The following is a 15,551-nucleotide window of genomic DNA, read 5'->3' on the forward strand; positions in this document are numbered from 1 at the left end:
AGTAAAGGTGGAGTTTTAATGACAATTATTCAAACCTTGATATTAGCAATAGTACAAGGCATAACAGAATTATTTCCAATTAGTAGTGCAGGGCACTCAGTAATTGCCCCTTATGTCTTCAGATGGAATTTACAGCCTGAATTTTTAAAGGAAAACTTCCTTCCGTTTGTAGTAATGATGCATCTAGGTACATCTATAGCTCTTTTTATTTTCTTTTGGAAAGATTGGAAAGCTGTTATAAAGTCTATTTTTAATAGCAGAGATTCTAAGAAATTGTTATTTTTAATCATTGTTGGAACGATTCCAGCAGCAATAATAGGACTTATTTTTGAAAAGAAGTTAACAATATTATTTGGAAGTGCTTTAGCGGCATCTATATTTTTAATTTTAAATGGAATTATATTATTTGTAGGAGAGAAGGCTGCTTCTAAAGGGAAAAAGGATATTGAGGGTCTAAGTTATAAACAAGCTGCTATAATAGGTTTATTTCAATCCTTAGCACTTATCCCTGGGTTTTCAAGATCAGGTTCCAGTATAACTGCTGGCTTTTGGATGGGCCTAAAGCATGAAGAATCCGCTCGATTTTCAATGCTGCTGGCTACTCCAATTATAGCTGGAGCATCAATACTTGAAGTACCAAAATTATTTAAAGCAGCAAATCGTCCTTTATTGAATATGTCAATTATAGGAGGAATTGCTGCAGGTATATGTGCACTCATAGCTGTTAATATACTTATGCGCTGGTTTAATAAAAAGGAAGTCAATGCTATGCGTCCATTTTCTTTTTACTGTTGGATCGTTGGAGCAATAATTTTAATTTCACATTTTGTTTAGAAAATAGGAGGTGAGTTTTCTCACCTCCTTCTGTTTTTTCTTTAAAATATAGTAATTATTACATTCGTAGAACTCTGTTTATAGAGACTTTCTATATCAACTACATCTTCTTTCATATGATATTGTTGCTGCTCTTAATTTGAATAAATTATTTTATATTTTTATAAAAAGTAGCATCTAAAGGATTTCTATCCACTAGTCTCTTGTAACTATATTGAGGATATCCCACCATAACAGCTCCTGTAATTTTTTTATCTTCTGGAATGTTCAATAATTTAAGCATTGGAGAATTTTCGCTAAGTGCACATATTTCAAATATTCCAGCCCAGCATGACCCTAATCCAAGAGATGGTGCAAATAACTCAAGGTAAGTTAATGAAAAAATTGAATTTTCTCTTCCACCTGAAAAATTTACATCAGTAGTAGCTAAAATAAGATTAGGTGCTCCTCGCAAAACAGTATCAATTCCTTTTTCGTGATAATTTTTAATAACGCCAGAAAATATCTTACTGAAAGTTGCATCATTCTCCAGCCAATTGACTGCAATTTCAACAGCTTGTTCCATTACTTTTCTATCATCTACTATTACATAGGATACACCCTGTTTATTGCTTGCAGTAGGAGCAAAACGTGCAATATCAACCAACTGAATTAATTTTTCTCGCGGCACAGAAATTTCCTTATAAGAACGAATTGAACGTCGTGAGCGAAGAAAGTTTTCTGCCTCTTCTGCATTTAATTTTGGAAATTCTTTTGGTTTAATCTGCTTAACCAAAGGTGTTTTTTTATTGTCAATGGCTTCTTTTGGGCAAGCAGCCACACAATGACCACAAGCCATACAATTTCCATTAGCAAGTTCTTCTGGTCCTTTTTCTCCAATTCGCAATAATCCTGTTGGACATTCCTTTACACAAATACCACACTTAATGCATTTTTCTTGATCTACAGTTATTAAACTCATTTTTATTCACTCCTTGTAATTATTTGAAAGAGCCCATAGATATATAAATATTAGTTTTAATTTCTATATATTTATAGCTCTTTTTTAAAAATTTGTATGTATATACATATATTTTATTAAAAAATATTACTGTATCTAACAAATAAAATATTTGTAATCTATATACAAATACATATAAGACATTAATAAATTTGCATTAATATATAATCAGCAATAAATTACGCAGATTACATGTATATACATATAATTGCTAAAAAACACTAAATTAAATTTTGAATATAATTTAGTGTTTTTAAAAATTCCTGAAAATTTTCAGCACCTATACCCTGTTCTATTTTAGATTGAGCTACTTCCCATAATGGAATGGCCTCCTCAAGCTTCTTTTCTCCATCATTAGTTATGGAAATAGATTTTCTCCTTGAATCATCATCTTCTTTTGTAACAGTAATATATCCCTTTTTCCTTAATATCTCAATATTACGAGTTACTGTAGTTTGATCCATTAATAATTTAACTCCCAATTCACTTACTGAAATATTTTCGTGTACTAAAATATTAGTTAATAGCGAGAATTGAGTGCTGCGCAATCCAGTTGGCTGAAGAATTTTATCATAAAATTGCGTAATAACTCTTGTTGTCTTTCTCAAGTTTCCGCATGCACAACCTTTTACATGTAATACATCATATGAATTTAAATAAGACATAAATATTATACCTCCAATGCAATATATGTATATACATATATTAATATCATCTAGAACTATTGTCAAGTAACATTTATTAATTAAAACACAAAATCTTTCAACCTTTAACCAATAATAAACAGTTATTTTGGATTCTTATTAAATTAATAGACAGAAATTAGAATAATTATTACCTATATGTGTTATCCTAGCAAATGTACACATGGATAAATATAATTTTATATATGTTAAAAATATTAATACTTTTATGTGGGAGTGATATTATTGAACGAAGGAATTGTAGTATTTGTAAGAGCAATCATTGCTTTTTTCTCATTATTAATATTTGCACGTCTTCTAGGTAAGAAACAAATAAGTCAGCTTACTTTTTTTGATTATACACTTGGAATTACCATTGGATCAATAGCTGCTACTATGACAACTGATTTATCAAGTAGAGCTTGGCCTCATTGGGTAGGCCTTGCCACTTGGGCAGTTGTCGGATTAGGTATTGACCTGCTTACAACTAAATCCAGGTTTGCAGCAAAATATATAGAAGGAGAACCAACTATAATAATAATGAATGGTAAAATATTAGAAAATAATATGCGTAAATTAAGGTATGATGCTGCAAATTTACAACAACAGTTAAGAACTAAAGATGTATTTGATCTAAATGAAGTTCACTTTGCAGTGTTAGAGCCCAATGGTGAACTTTCTGTTCTAAAAAAACCGGAATTGCAGCCAGTAACTGCAAAAGATATGAACATCACTGTACCTAACACCGGAATAGGAATAGAATTAATTTATGATGGTATAGTGGTAGATTTGAATTTAAAACAAATTAATCGTAATCGTAAATGGTTACGATCCGAGCTGAAGAAATATGGAGTAAAAGATCCTTCTGAAGTATTTCTGGCTACTTATGAGGCCTCAGGTTCTTTGTACGTAGATAAATTCAAAGATAAAATACAAAAACCTATTGTTGTAGGTGATTTTAAAGGTCCTTATTGATAAGTCTATTTGCATACAAAATAACTTTGCAGATTCAACATTATAATTTACGAAGGGGGTATATAGTCATGAGAAAATTCCTTGTTATATTCATTCCAGTAGCTTTTCTGATAATTTCTGTATTAGTCATGCTTAGTGGTCAATTTTTTAAGAAGCCTATAGCAGATTGGGATAATGTTCCAAAACATATGGACACAATTACGGAAGCTGTAACATCAGATAACTGGAAATTAGCAGGACAAAATACCGATGAATTGGAAACAGCTTGGAAAGCTGTAACTAAACGAATTCAATTTAGCAGTGAGCGAGATGAAATGAATGCTCTAAGTGTAAGTATTGCTCGAATAAAAGCCTCTATTAACTCTAAAGACAAAACTGCATCCTTAATGGAATTAAGTGAAGCCAAACAGCATTGGGATGATTTAGGTAGATAAGCAGCAGGATTTTATACTTTAATGATATCCTATAAATCTTTCTTTATATTTAGAAAAATCTCCAGAATGACAGTTATGTAATGATTTATTAAAATATAGAAAAGGGTCACAGCCCTTTTCTATATTTTAACTCATAATTGAATATGCATACTATACATAATATTTATATCAATTAATGCAGTACAATCCATCAAAATTTCTTTTTATCCTAATCCTAAGAAACACACTCTTTAGAATTGTTTTCTATAAGCTCTTTAAACTGTTTTTCGATTCTTTCAATTAAATCTGCATCTTTTTTCTCATCTAAACCCAGATATGGTTTTCCATTATAATTGCCACCATAAGTTAGAATATCTTTAATAGATTCTTCTTTATCGTATAATTTTTTTATGATTTGACATTCTTTATCATTAGGATTTATTAAAGAAATTGCATAAAGCAGACCTGCTGCTGCACCAAACTCTAACATAGGAGTGGAAACATTATTTTTTTGTGCCAAATCAATAGTTCCAAGTATACGCTCTCCTCTTTGTAATTTTCTCAAGGGGTCACGCCCAACACGGATACACGGATCTTTAAAAGAATACCTGCATCGTTTAATAAAGTTTGCAATAAAATTATCCACATACTCTGTCAATTCCACATCATGTTTTAGTATAGCTGGTCTTATCTCTTTTTTCATCACTGTTTTCACAAGAGAAATTACACGTTCATCTCCCATACCCTGACCAATTGTTTTGTAACCCAGAAGACTTGAATACCAGGCAATTATGGCATGGGTTCCGTTGGATAATTTGTTCTTCACATCCTGCATTTCCGCTATATTATCTACTATTTTAATTTGTCTAATTCTTTCTAAAATAGGACTTCCCTTACTTGCATACAATAACATATCAGGCTCACTATTGAATAAGGTAATATTCAGTCTAGATAATTCCTGTGTAATTTCTGACACATTGTATAGTTTTTTAGAAATATCTTTCACTAAAGCAGTATCTTTATTTACATCATTATTTTCCTTCGTATTTTTCTTATCTTTTTTGTCATCAATACTCATTTTTTCTGAAGAACTTTCGAAAAGTGAACCCATATCCAGTTCTTTTTTGGCTATATTTCCTTCAACAGTTCTAAAATTCATTCCTACTTGTTTTAAAAGAGCTTTTTTGTGTATTTTAGAAACCATTCTGTTTACAACCGTCTCAGCAAAAAAGGCTTTAGATATGATTTTCTTTGCTTCCTCTTCTGCGACGAAATTTTTCAGTGCATTTTCAACATTTCGTTTTACATATAAACCACCATTAATTTTATTTAATATTACAAGAATGGTTATAGCCTTTCCATTGTTCCGATATCGTTCCATTAAACCTTTTGCAATGATAACTGATTCCTGTTTAATTGCTGCTTCTGGAAGACTGAGTCCAATGATTTCTGATTCTACATACATTTTTTCCATTTCAGCTTCATCTAAAATATCTATGAGTCTCACATTAGTGATTGTTTGATCAAAAGCTAAGTTTTCATAATGAACATTAAATTTACCAAAGGCATTCACTAACTCTCTTAAAGTAGAATTTCTCGTAGCCCCTACTATTTCAATAGGTCTTGTGTAACCATCCCAATGTGAAAAAATTTGTGTTAAATACCCTCCACCTATGGCACCAAAACCATGAATTCCTACCTTCATATGATTGAATCTTCTCGGAAAATGTTCATTTAGCCTTGGCTTAGGCATTTTAGCAGTAAATTTTATCAAGTCATTCAAAAAATCCAACATGCTGTCATAGGATTTAAATGCACGAGCTTTAATTTCCTGTTTTGGCTCTTTCATATCTTTTACAAATATAGGCATTGCTCCTGAATCTGCAGCAGCAAGAAGGCCATTTTGAGAATCCTCAAATATTAAACAATTTGAAGGTTCGCAATTCAACTCACCAGCAGCCTTTAAAAATATTTCTGGATCTGGCTTTCCGTTTTTTACCTCATCTCCGCATACAACAATATCAAAATAATCTATTATATAAGAACGCATAAGGTACTCTTCAGTTATACTTCGTTTACTTGATGTAGCAACTGCAAGTAATACACCGTTCTTTTTTAATCTTTCCAGAACATCAATGAGCCCCTTCTTAACCGGAACTCCATTTCTTCTGACATACTCCATTTCAAGTTCATCTGCTTTTTTGCGGATTTCCTTGTAAGGATAATTATCCCCGTATTCCTTCTTGGCAAGTGCTTCTGAGGACTGTGCACTAAGGCCTAAGGAATCCATCAGAAGCTCATCCTCCATACCTTTCCCATAGAGAATTTCAGACGCCTGTTTTAACATTTTCATTCTAAGTCTTTCTGTATCAAACATAGTTCCATCCATATCAAAAATTGCTGCATTTACTGTTTTGCTTTGAAAAATCATATTTTACCTCCAATCAAAAAACATATGTTTTTTGTAAATTTGGTCTATTATTTTTATTTACGTCATTATTTTGCAAATTGTTAGCCGATGCATATAATGACTCTAGTAAATAGTCATATATGCAAATTAGAAAGTATTGGCATAGATTAGATTACTGTATCGAATACATATTCTATTTAAAAACTTTTTTAAAAGAATAGTATATTATGATATCTTTGTGACACGTTTAATGAAAGCATGTGCTTTCCAACTAACAACTCAATTATATATTATAGGTTGTTAGTTGTCAAGTTGATAATTAGGATACAAATGTAAACAAATAATAAACCTTCATACAAAATTATCTATCCCTCATTTCGTAAAATAAGAACCCGATATACTCACATTACTGAGTACATCGGGTTCTATATATGGATATAATATTTAGTTATCCAGTACTATAAATTTTTTGCTCATTGCCCATAATCTTCGGACATTTTTTCATTATAGGATTCCTGAGATGAATTTATAACCCTGCAGTCGGTATTAACATTAACCCTAATCACACAAATATTTATCTCCTATCTAAAAAAAACATTATGTAGATAACTAAAGCTATAAATAGATATTATTTTATATATAAAAGCAACATAAGCGATTGTAGCTAAACCCCAATTTACAATTCCCCTAGAACTTGCAAGTGAAAAGCAAACTTTTCCTAATGGTAATGGGAATAACAAAGCTTCCGGTTTTTCGTTTAGGAGATCTACTATCATATGCAGAGCATACCCAAGTCCAAACCAAATAGCAAAGTTTCCTGCAATTAGCCATACACCCATAGTCATAATAAAGAAACCAATTAAACTATGCATATACTTTCTATGACCTGTAATCCTCCCAAGGATTATAGAACCTACTATAAATAAACCTCCTATAATTTTAAGTTGATTCGGCATATTTTTTCCTACTAACCCCCATATATTGTAATGCAGCTTATATGTTAATACCAAATATATGACTGCTAAAGTAAAAGCTGCATGAATAACATCACTAACAACATGTCCTGCTTTAGACATTTTAAGGTCTGCATCTGTAGCATAAGAGCCTATAATACAAAAGCCTAATCCTATTAACGCTGTTTTTATGTCTACTTTAGGTACTAATATAAAAGCTGCTGAACAAATTCCTACTGCCGCATGTGTTTTTCCAGTCATTATAAATTCCTCCAAATCTATTCATAGTACGTTTTAATTATATACAAGATGATACCACATAACCGATTAGGTGGTAAATTATTATTATTTTCTAATATATAGAATTAAAGTCCCCTGCTTTTCGTATTAAATTTCTGCAATAATTTTCCCCATCCCACTTGTATCATATCCACCTATATGTTCAAACTCATTCTTAAATGCATCTGATCGGATAATTTTCAGCAAGGTTTCAATCTCTGTAGTGTGCAGGTCTTCTTTTCTGATAACCAAATCATATCTTTCTTTCTGGAGTGGGATAAATTCTATGTTATCCACCTGTCTTGCTATCTTTTCGTTACCTACTGCCACATCCGCCTTACCACTGCTGACTACACTGGCAACCGCTAGATGTGACTGGGTTTCATTATCATATCCCTTAACAGAACTTCCGTATATTCCAAGAAGTTTTAAATTTTCATCAAGCAGTACTCTTGAACCGGCTCCATATTCCCTGTTAATCATGGTAATGTCATCCCGTCGAAAATCTGCCCATGTAGTAATTCCTTTTGGATTACCCTTCTGAACATAAAGCCCCTGCATGCGGCATGTCAAACGAATGACAACTGTTGGAATTCCAGGAATAAGTCTTCTGACATAAGGAATATTATATGTGCCAGTATCACTATCCAACAAATGGGCCGATGCCACATTAACCTTATTCCTATAGAGAGATACCAGACTGTCATAACTTCCTATATAAGCCCTGAGTGCAGGAACGCCATGAAGTCTCATATAGTTTGAAAGTACATCCAAGATCAAATCCTGTCCGCATATGATAAACCCATCAGTTTTCTTATCGCCTCCCGTAAGGCTGAAACCTGTCCCATCAGAAGCAGGTGTACTCATAACGGACTGACTGTCCCTTGAATGGGAAATATACTCCTTCACATCATCTTCCGTAAAGCGTACTTTCCTTCCAACCTTATAAGAACGTATTTCTCCTCTTTTAATTAAATCGTATATTGTGCTCTTACTAACATGAAGCATATCTGCAACTTCCTGTGTAGATAAAGCATTTTTTTCGTTCATAGACATCCTCCAAATTACTCTATATTATCAATGAATCTTACTTAGTGGGGTTTTGTATTCCCACTAAGTTTAGATGAATTATCCAGGAACGTGTCGCTGTTATCTCCACCTTGTAGAAAAGGATAAGCAAAATTTTTAATTTTGTGTGAATCACTTTCACAAAGTGAAATGGAGTGTTACAGCGACTAGTTATCGGATAAAATCCATATTGATTTTCTGTGCGAATTGATATATTATTATATTTAAAAACTTATTTTCATCTATTTATATCTTATTTCATATTATATCGCACATTTTTATATGTTTCAAGTGCAAATCGATACGAATTGAGATATTAAATCTGAAATGGGAGGACATAGGATGAATTTTTTATATTTATTTTTAACACTAGCTATTGGAAGTATTTTCGGGCTTGCCGCATCCAAAATGAAAATCCCAGGTGGCTTCATGGTTGGTGCCATTATAGGCGTAGCTGCACTTAATATTTTCTTTGGAACTACCTACGTACCGAAAAATACCAAACTATTTGTACAAATAATTGCTGGAGCATTTATTGGATGCATCATGGAAAAAAGTGATGTAAAAAGAGTTCCAGTAATAATTCAGCCTGCCATCATTATGCTGCTGGGCTTTCTTGTTCTGAATCTGTCAGCAGGTTTACTCATACACATGGTAAGTCCACTAGATCTTTTGACTTCACTTATGTCTGTTGTTCCTGGAGGTATTAGCGATACACCTATCATAGCAGCAAGCATGGGAGCAGATGCACCAAAGGTAGCCGTCATGCAGATAGTCAGGCAGGTACTAGGTATAGGTGTATTCCCCGCCTTGATATTTGCTTATGATAATAGGAAAACGGCTATCCAAAAAGATGGTGAAAGGGAAGCCAATACTGAGAAACGTAAAAAATCTAAAACAAAATCCTGGCAATCCTTTGTATGTACCCTCATAATTGCTACAATGGCAGGAATATTAGGCAACATGACTGGCATTCCATCAGGTTCCTTTGTGTTCCCTATTATTGCAGTCCTTATTCTAAAGTTAGTTTTTGATTTTGCTTACATACCACGCTGGGCAAAAAAATGTGCCCAAGTTTTAAGCGGCTGTTATCTTGGCAGTGTCATCACATTAAATGACGTACTGGAACTTAGATACCTTTTGATTCCGCTAATAATCATTGGACTTAGCTATATGGCAAACTGCTTATTTACAGGCATAATAATCAGAAAAACCTGTGGATTTACAAGAAAAGAGTCCATGCTCATAACAACCCCGGCAGGAGCTTCCGATATGGCGCTGATTTCCGCTGACATAGGTGTTGAAAATACGGATGTCATAATCATGCAGGTACTACGTGCAGTTATTGTAATGGCTTTATTTCCACAGATTATCAATTTTATGGTACACCTTATTGGAAAATGATGGAGTATCTGCCTGGTTTGATAATGAAAACTCTTTTGCAAGCCAGATGGTAAGAACACTTAAGTATGCAGTTACTCTAAATTCAGCTAATTAACATTGCAATTATTACTAAAAATATAAAAGCAACGGAGTCTTACTTTATCCGTTGCTTCTTGTTACATAAATACTTTTTACTTCTCACTATCTTACAAATACGTCATATCTATTTCTAATAAAATAAACCGCTCTAACCTTACTTAAAACTTTAGAGCGTTTATAAATATTACCTTCAATTCCACTATGTTCTGCTATTTATTAAATCCATTCGACGATATCATCTATGTTCTGTCTTGTTTTTGGCATTGGGCTGATTTTTCTATATCCAAATGCAGCCATTACGGATACTTCAAACTTATTTTTATTAATGATACCTTCTCTTTCAAGAATCTTTTCTACTTTTTCTTTATTAAAGCCTTCGATAGGACAAGAATCTATTCCTATTTCAGCAGCCGAAGTCATCATGTTTCCAAGAGCAATATATGTTTGTTTACAGGACCAATCAAACAAGGCTCTATCGCTTTCTAGTAATTTAAAGTCGTTCATTTGAAAATCTTTATAAAAATTTCTTTTTTCATCTGCAATCTCTCCTGGAAGCTTTTGAACATTAATCATAAAGTTATATATATAATCTGAATTATAAATCATTTCAGATTTTTTTCTTGCAAGAATTATCACAAAATGGCTTGCAGTTTCAAGTTTTTTTTGTGCTCCCCAAGCTACAGGACTAAGCTTTTCTCTAAGTTCTTTGTTTTGTAATATGATAAATTTCCATGGTTCAAAACCAAAAGAACTTGGAGATAACCTTCCAGTTTCTAAAATAAAATTAAAGTCCTCTTTAGAAATCTTTTTATCTACATCAAATTCTTTGCAAGCATGTCTAAAATTATATGCTTTTAATATTTCTTCTTTTTTAATGGACATCTAAAATTCCACCTCTCGTATTATTCTTATGTAAATTGCACGTATCGTATCTATAGTTAGATTATATTTTACATTTTATAAATACGGAAGAATGCACATTTTTTATATATAGTATAAAATATGATATTTAGTTACATCTTATTCATTAATAAAATTTATTTTGCAAAATCTTTTGCCTCTGACACTTCCACTACTCGTTCAATCACTCTTGGGTCTGACTAGAAGGTTACAGACAGGTCATAAATTATGAATGAAAATTACAATGCTCTTTTAAGAATCTTTTGGCTTATATCCAATGTGAGATCCTGAGTTTCTGAGAGCGTTGTCATCCCATGAGCCTTTAGCTGTTCAATAACAGCCGGTATTTTATCAGCTCCAACACCATATTGGGACAAACGGGTTTTTATACCAAGGCTTTCAGAGAATTCTCTAGTTTTCTTTATTGCCAAATAGTTTAACTGCCAGTTTCATTTTATTAATAACATCCACACCAAATGGACAGTTTTTCATACATAACCCACATTCTATGCACTCACTTGCATGATGTTCTAATAAGTCATAATGGTTCTTTAATGTTTCAGGAACATCTTCTTGAATTAAGGCTAAATCTAAATATTTATTTACTGATGCAATATCTATCTTTTTTGAACATGGGGCACAATGTCCACAATACATACAATGTCCGCTAAATGAACTTCTTGGAGCATTTGCAAGAACTTCAAGGATATCACTTTGAGTTAACTCCAAGTCAAGATGTTTTCTCTATATTAAAAACATATACTAAAAAACCTCTTTACACTTTTTAATTCCAAACCAAGTATAAAGAGGACTTAATTTATAATTTCCCATTTGGAAAGCAGAAATACTAATCATCCGTTCTTTTTAATTCCTTTTCTTTCGTAACTACTGCCTGTTCATATCTTGCAATTTTATAATCCAGACGTTCCAGCGTTTTCTTCATATCTTCCATTCTTGCCATGAGCTGCTTACGCTGCTCGATTAAGAGCTCTTTTCTTGTCTCAACAGTTTCATCACCCTGTTGAAACAGGCCAACATACTCAATTAATACTTCAATGGGAAGACCTGCACTTCGCATACATTTAATAAATTCTATCCAACCACAGTCTTCTTCCGTATAATCTCTGATTCTGCTTTTATTGCGGTTCACATGAGGAATCAGCCCGATGCGTTCATAATAGCGGAGTGTATCCTGTGAAACATCAAATTTTTCACTTACTTCTGTAATCGTCATGCGATTTCACCTCCTGATATCCTATATAATAACACTTGGAGTTAACTTCAAGTCAAGTGTTTTTTGGAGTGCAGTTAAGCTGTACTCCAATCATATAATTACTAAATAAATTACAATTTATATAAATAATCAAGAAAATTTACTCAAACATATAGGAGGAGTATATCCATTTGGACATTATGTCCACGTGGGTAGCAGCGTTTCTCCTCGATCCGTTGCAGGTGCAGGAGTAACAGAAAGTGAAGATATTTCATTGCGCCATTCTGGAGTCATTTCCACATCAATAGCAGCCAGGGAATATTCAAGCTGTTCTAAATTTCTTGCCCCGATAATGGGTGCTGTTATTGCAGGATTGGACATAACCCAGGAAACTGCAAGTGTTGAGGGGTTCATACCATGTTCCGAAGCATATGCATTAAATCGGTCAGCTACAGCAAAATTCATTTCATCCCCATAGCGATCTGTATATCTTTTTTCTTCAACTAATCGTCCTTGCTTTGGTCGTTTATTCACCCCATATTTTCCTGTAAGAAGTCCAGCTCCTAAAGGATTAATTGTTAGATGAATATCTGTATTACTAATTTTTAGCAATATATAATACCTATACTTATTCTTTTACCATATTAATTGCATGTAGCCACCCTGATACATCTTCTTGTTCAGAGTCTACTTCTGTGCCTTCAATTGAAAAGCTTTCTAAAATAGTCGATTGTGGACAAAGTTCTGCAATATTATCATCGCTTTTCCCTTTTCCATAACCTCCATGGGTGGTAAACAGTGCAACAGTTTTCCCCGACAAATCATTTTCTTCCAAAAAAGTTTTGAGTGGAGGAGCTATCTCATACCACCAGATAGGTGAACCAATTAAAATTACATCGTAAGATTCGATGTTATCAACTTTTGTTTCAATCTCAGGTCTGTAATTCTCTTTCTGCTCCTTTAATACCTGATCCACAACCGCATTGTAGTTGTCTGAATATGGCGTGACTGGCTGGATTTCTATAATATCGCCTCCAACATTTTCGTGTATTCGATTTGCAAGTTTGCCTGTGTTGCCGGTATAAGAGAAATAAACTATAAGAATATTTTTCCTTTCTGACATGTGTTGTTCGTCCTCTCTATTTGTATTATCCGTATTTTACGGACTAATGGTATTGTTACTATCTTACTTTGCCTGTGCGCTTTTGCCAGATACAGGTATTGTTTACGGAACCGATATTGATTCCGAAGGGGCACGGCTGACAATGGTTGCAATACATGCAAGTACCTGTATGTAGCAGTGCCACTAGTGCCGTTCCTCTCCGGAGGCGGAATAATATTTGAGTTCGTCATTTTTGCGAAACTTATTATGCCTTATCAAGCTAAATGCTTCCCACTGAATAAATACAGCAATCGCAACTGATGCAGCCCCGATCCAACTAATTGCTAACATCGATGAGCTTCCCGCGACAATACCCCCAATTCCGGCCCCAGCGGCTACGCTGAACTGTATGATGGAACCGTACAGGCCAAGCATAATTCCTGAGGCTTCTGGAGCGAGCAAGACCATATTATACTGCACAGCCGGACCAGCCGACCATGTTGAAAAAGCCCATAGCATAAGCAATGGAATGGTGACAAAAGTTGATCTGGCGATAGTGGACAGTAACACCAGAGCTATCACATTGACAGACATGCTGCTCAAAAGTGATCGGTGAACACCGATCAGCTCAGTCATCAAGCCTCCGAACTTGAAACCTATTAAGGCAGCGATACCGAAAGAAAATAGGGCAATGCTCACTTCCCGTTCGCTCATTTGTGTAACGCCTATCAAGAAGGGGGCAATATATGAATAGAGCACTGCATATCCTACCTGCCAGAAGAAGGTTATAAAAATGGAAATTACGATTTTCGGGTTCTTCAAAAGAGCGAGTTGCTTGCCCAAAGGGACGGCCTCCTCTCCAGCTGTGGACGGAATCATTCCCGCCACAATGAAGATTGCTATCAAGCTAAGAATACCGATACCCAAGAAGATTACCTTCCAATCGTATGCTGCGGCCACAACACGACCAATTGGGAGACCGATGATGAGGGCCGCACTGAAACCCGTTATAACGGTGGCAATCGCTCCTGCCTGATGTCCGGGCGACGCTAGTTTTGCTGCGAAGGTCTTAGCAGTGGTTACAAAAACTCCACTTCCTACAGCAAGTATAACACGAGAGACCATTAAAAACCGAAACCAGGAAGAGTGAATGTTAAAATGCTGCCCAGCACAATTACAGCGAGAGAAATCATTAATAACTTACGCCGATCCATTTTCGCCGTCCCCATGATGACAATTGGAGAACCGATAGCGTTAGCAATAGAGAATACGGTGATCAATTGACCTGCCACCGATACCGATATATTAGCAGAGGCAGCGACTCTGTCCAGGATACCTGCAATGACGAACTCCGATGTACTGACCACAAAGCTAATTAGGGCCAGCATGTAAATTTTCCAGGTATTTCTCATATTTTACTATCAACTCCTTTACAAATAATTTGACATTCTAAAAAACATGAAAATAATGAACACTCAAAGAATTATTTAAGTATTTGCAGGAGTAAATACTCCATACCCTTCTTCACTGCCTTTGCAAGATTACGTCCTATATTTTCTATTGCTGTAATTGCATACATGTCGCTCATAAGGTTGACACCGTTAGAAACATATCCTTCTACGCTATGAAATAATGCATCAAATCCTTGATAAGCAGTAAATTTTGGTGGTACAGACATCATAAGTTCTGGGTCAACTACTGCCAGAACAGGAAACGTATCGTCATTACCAAATCCTATTTTTTCGTGATTTTCTTCATGTGTTACAACCTCCCATGGATCAGTTTCAGAACCTGTTCCTGCTGTTGTTGTAATTGCTACAATTGGAAGTGGTTTATGTTCAATTGCCTTCCCTTTTACCGTTCCACCAAAAACATAATCCCAATAATATCCATCATTGGTAGCCATAATGGCAATTGCCTTTGACGCATCCATACAGCTTCCACCACCTAAAGCCACAATAAAATCACAGCTTTTTTCTTTTGCAAAAGCACCGCCTGCCATAACTGTTGATTTCAATGGATTGGCTTCAAATTTAGTCTAGCACTTGGAGTTAGCTCCAAGTCAAGTGTTTTTTTGATACTATTAAATTTAATTGCACTCCTATCAAATCCATTGTTATTTTTATCCATACATTCACAACGATATGATATTCATATTGTTCAATAGTTTTTCCACTTCTTTACGAATGACCTAATTTTATAGGCCTTATAATCCTTTAAAATATTAAAACTACTTTAT

At 34.2% G+C, this 15,551-nt stretch carries 17 protein-coding genes and 1 pseudogene; 4 read left to right on the top strand and 14 right to left on the bottom strand.

What is annotated here, in order from left to right; genetic code table 11:
• Nucleotides 1–834, top strand: an 834-nt coding sequence (locus tag ABF633_RS16760) for an undecaprenyl-diphosphate phosphatase (protein WP_415525113.1), incomplete at its 5' end; no start/stop codon positions are given.
• A gap of 148 nt (nucleotides 835–982) precedes the next feature.
• On the opposite strand, the gene ABF633_RS16765 is transcribed toward ABF633_RS16760, so the two are convergent.
• Both ABF633_RS16765 and ABF633_RS16770 read right to left on the bottom strand, forming a co-directional pair.
• Nucleotides 983–1,795 (bottom strand): nitroreductase family protein, encoded by an 813-nt coding sequence (locus tag ABF633_RS16765; protein WP_415525115.1) that lies wholly within the window; start codon nucleotides 1,793–1,795, stop codon nucleotides 983–985.
• A gap of 260 nt (nucleotides 1,796–2,055) precedes the next feature.
• Complete coding sequence (locus tag ABF633_RS16770; RefSeq protein ID WP_415525117.1) at nucleotides 2,056–2,499, bottom strand: MarR family winged helix-turn-helix transcriptional regulator; 444 nt, start codon at nucleotides 2,497–2,499, stop codon at nucleotides 2,056–2,058.
• A gap of 264 nt (nucleotides 2,500–2,763) precedes the next feature.
• Here ABF633_RS16770 and ABF633_RS16775 point away from each other — a divergent pair, with 264 nt between their 5' ends.
• Together ABF633_RS16775 and ABF633_RS16780 are read left to right on the top strand one after the other, a co-directional pair.
• A complete protein-coding gene (locus ABF633_RS16775; RefSeq protein ID WP_415525119.1) occupies nucleotides 2,764–3,492 on the top strand; it encodes a DUF421 domain-containing protein in 729 nt (242 codons plus the stop codon).
• 68 nt (nucleotides 3,493–3,560) lie between these two features.
• Entirely contained in the window at nucleotides 3,561–3,926 is a 366-nt protein-coding gene (locus ABF633_RS16780; protein WP_415525121.1) for a DUF4363 family protein, read from the top strand.
• A gap of 214 nt (nucleotides 3,927–4,140) precedes the next feature.
• Here ABF633_RS16780 and mtlD read toward each other — a convergent pair whose 3' ends face one another.
• The 3 genes from mtlD to ABF633_RS16795 form a co-directional block, all read right to left on the bottom strand.
• Complete coding sequence (gene mtlD / locus ABF633_RS16785; protein ID WP_415525123.1) at nucleotides 4,141–6,336, bottom strand: bifunctional mannitol-1-phosphate dehydrogenase/phosphatase; 2,196 nt, start codon at nucleotides 6,334–6,336, stop codon at nucleotides 4,141–4,143.
• A 560-nt stretch (nucleotides 6,337–6,896) separates the two neighbouring features.
• On the bottom strand, nucleotides 6,897–7,529 hold the full coding sequence (locus ABF633_RS16790) for a metal-dependent hydrolase (protein WP_415525125.1): 633 nt from the start codon (nucleotides 7,527–7,529) through the stop codon (nucleotides 6,897–6,899).
• A 126-nt stretch (nucleotides 7,530–7,655) separates the two neighbouring features.
• A complete protein-coding gene (locus ABF633_RS16795) occupies nucleotides 7,656–8,597 on the bottom strand; it encodes a substrate-binding domain-containing protein (protein WP_415525127.1) in 942 nt (313 codons plus the stop codon).
• 360 nt (nucleotides 8,598–8,957) lie between these two features.
• Here ABF633_RS16795 and ABF633_RS16800 point away from each other — a divergent pair, with 360 nt between their 5' ends.
• Nucleotides 8,958–10,019, top strand: a complete 1,062-nt coding sequence (locus ABF633_RS16800) for an AbrB family transcriptional regulator (RefSeq protein ID WP_415525129.1) — start codon at nucleotides 8,958–8,960, stop codon at nucleotides 10,017–10,019.
• Nucleotides 10,020–10,313: 294 nt separating this feature from the next.
• Here ABF633_RS16800 and ABF633_RS16805 read toward each other — a convergent pair whose 3' ends face one another.
• The 9 genes and pseudogenes from ABF633_RS16805 to ABF633_RS16845 all read right to left on the bottom strand — a co-directional run.
• Nucleotides 10,314–10,979 carry an NAD(P)H-dependent oxidoreductase gene (locus tag ABF633_RS16805; protein WP_415525131.1) on the bottom strand — a complete coding sequence of 222 codons (666 nt, stop codon included), beginning with the start codon at nucleotides 10,977–10,979 and terminating at the stop codon, nucleotides 10,314–10,316.
• Nucleotides 10,980–11,236: 257 nt separating this feature from the next.
• A complete protein-coding gene (locus ABF633_RS16810; RefSeq protein ID WP_415525133.1) occupies nucleotides 11,237–11,374 on the bottom strand; it encodes a hypothetical protein in 138 nt (45 codons plus the stop codon).
• Nucleotides 11,375–11,408: 34 nt separating this feature from the next.
• Complete coding sequence (locus ABF633_RS16815) at nucleotides 11,409–11,726, bottom strand: 4Fe-4S binding protein (RefSeq protein ID WP_415525135.1); 318 nt, start codon at nucleotides 11,724–11,726, stop codon at nucleotides 11,409–11,411.
• Nucleotides 11,727–11,844: 118 nt separating this feature from the next.
• Nucleotides 11,845–12,231, bottom strand: coding sequence for a MerR family transcriptional regulator (locus ABF633_RS16820; RefSeq protein WP_415525137.1), 387 nt, complete (start codon nucleotides 12,229–12,231; stop codon nucleotides 11,845–11,847).
• Between the two features lie 177 nt (nucleotides 12,232–12,408).
• Nucleotides 12,409–12,822: an aldo/keto reductase gene (locus tag ABF633_RS16825; RefSeq protein ID WP_415525139.1), complete on the bottom strand. Its 414-nt coding sequence runs from the start codon at nucleotides 12,820–12,822 to the stop codon at nucleotides 12,409–12,411.
• Nucleotides 12,823–12,838: 16 nt separating this feature from the next.
• Complete coding sequence (locus ABF633_RS16830) at nucleotides 12,839–13,333, bottom strand: flavodoxin (RefSeq protein ID WP_415525141.1); 495 nt, start codon at nucleotides 13,331–13,333, stop codon at nucleotides 12,839–12,841.
• A gap of 183 nt (nucleotides 13,334–13,516) precedes the next feature.
• Nucleotides 13,517–14,437, bottom strand: coding sequence for an MFS transporter (locus tag ABF633_RS16835; RefSeq protein WP_415525143.1), 921 nt, complete (start codon nucleotides 14,435–14,437; stop codon nucleotides 13,517–13,519).
• Nucleotides 14,437–14,724, bottom strand: coding sequence for an MFS transporter (locus ABF633_RS16840; protein ID WP_415525145.1), 288 nt, complete (start codon nucleotides 14,722–14,724; stop codon nucleotides 14,437–14,439). The genes ABF633_RS16835 and ABF633_RS16840 overlap by 1 nt, the downstream gene beginning before the upstream one ends.
• Nucleotides 14,725–14,828: 104 nt before the next feature.
• A pseudogene (locus tag ABF633_RS16845) lies at nucleotides 14,829–15,347 on the bottom strand (iron-containing alcohol dehydrogenase); the annotation flags it as partial.
• Nucleotides 15,348–15,551: the final 204 nt, after the last annotated feature.

Origin of the sequence: Clostridium sp., assembly GCF_047718555.1 — a bacterium.
Classification (GTDB): domain Bacteria; phylum Bacillota; class Clostridia; order Clostridiales; family Clostridiaceae; genus Clostridium_I.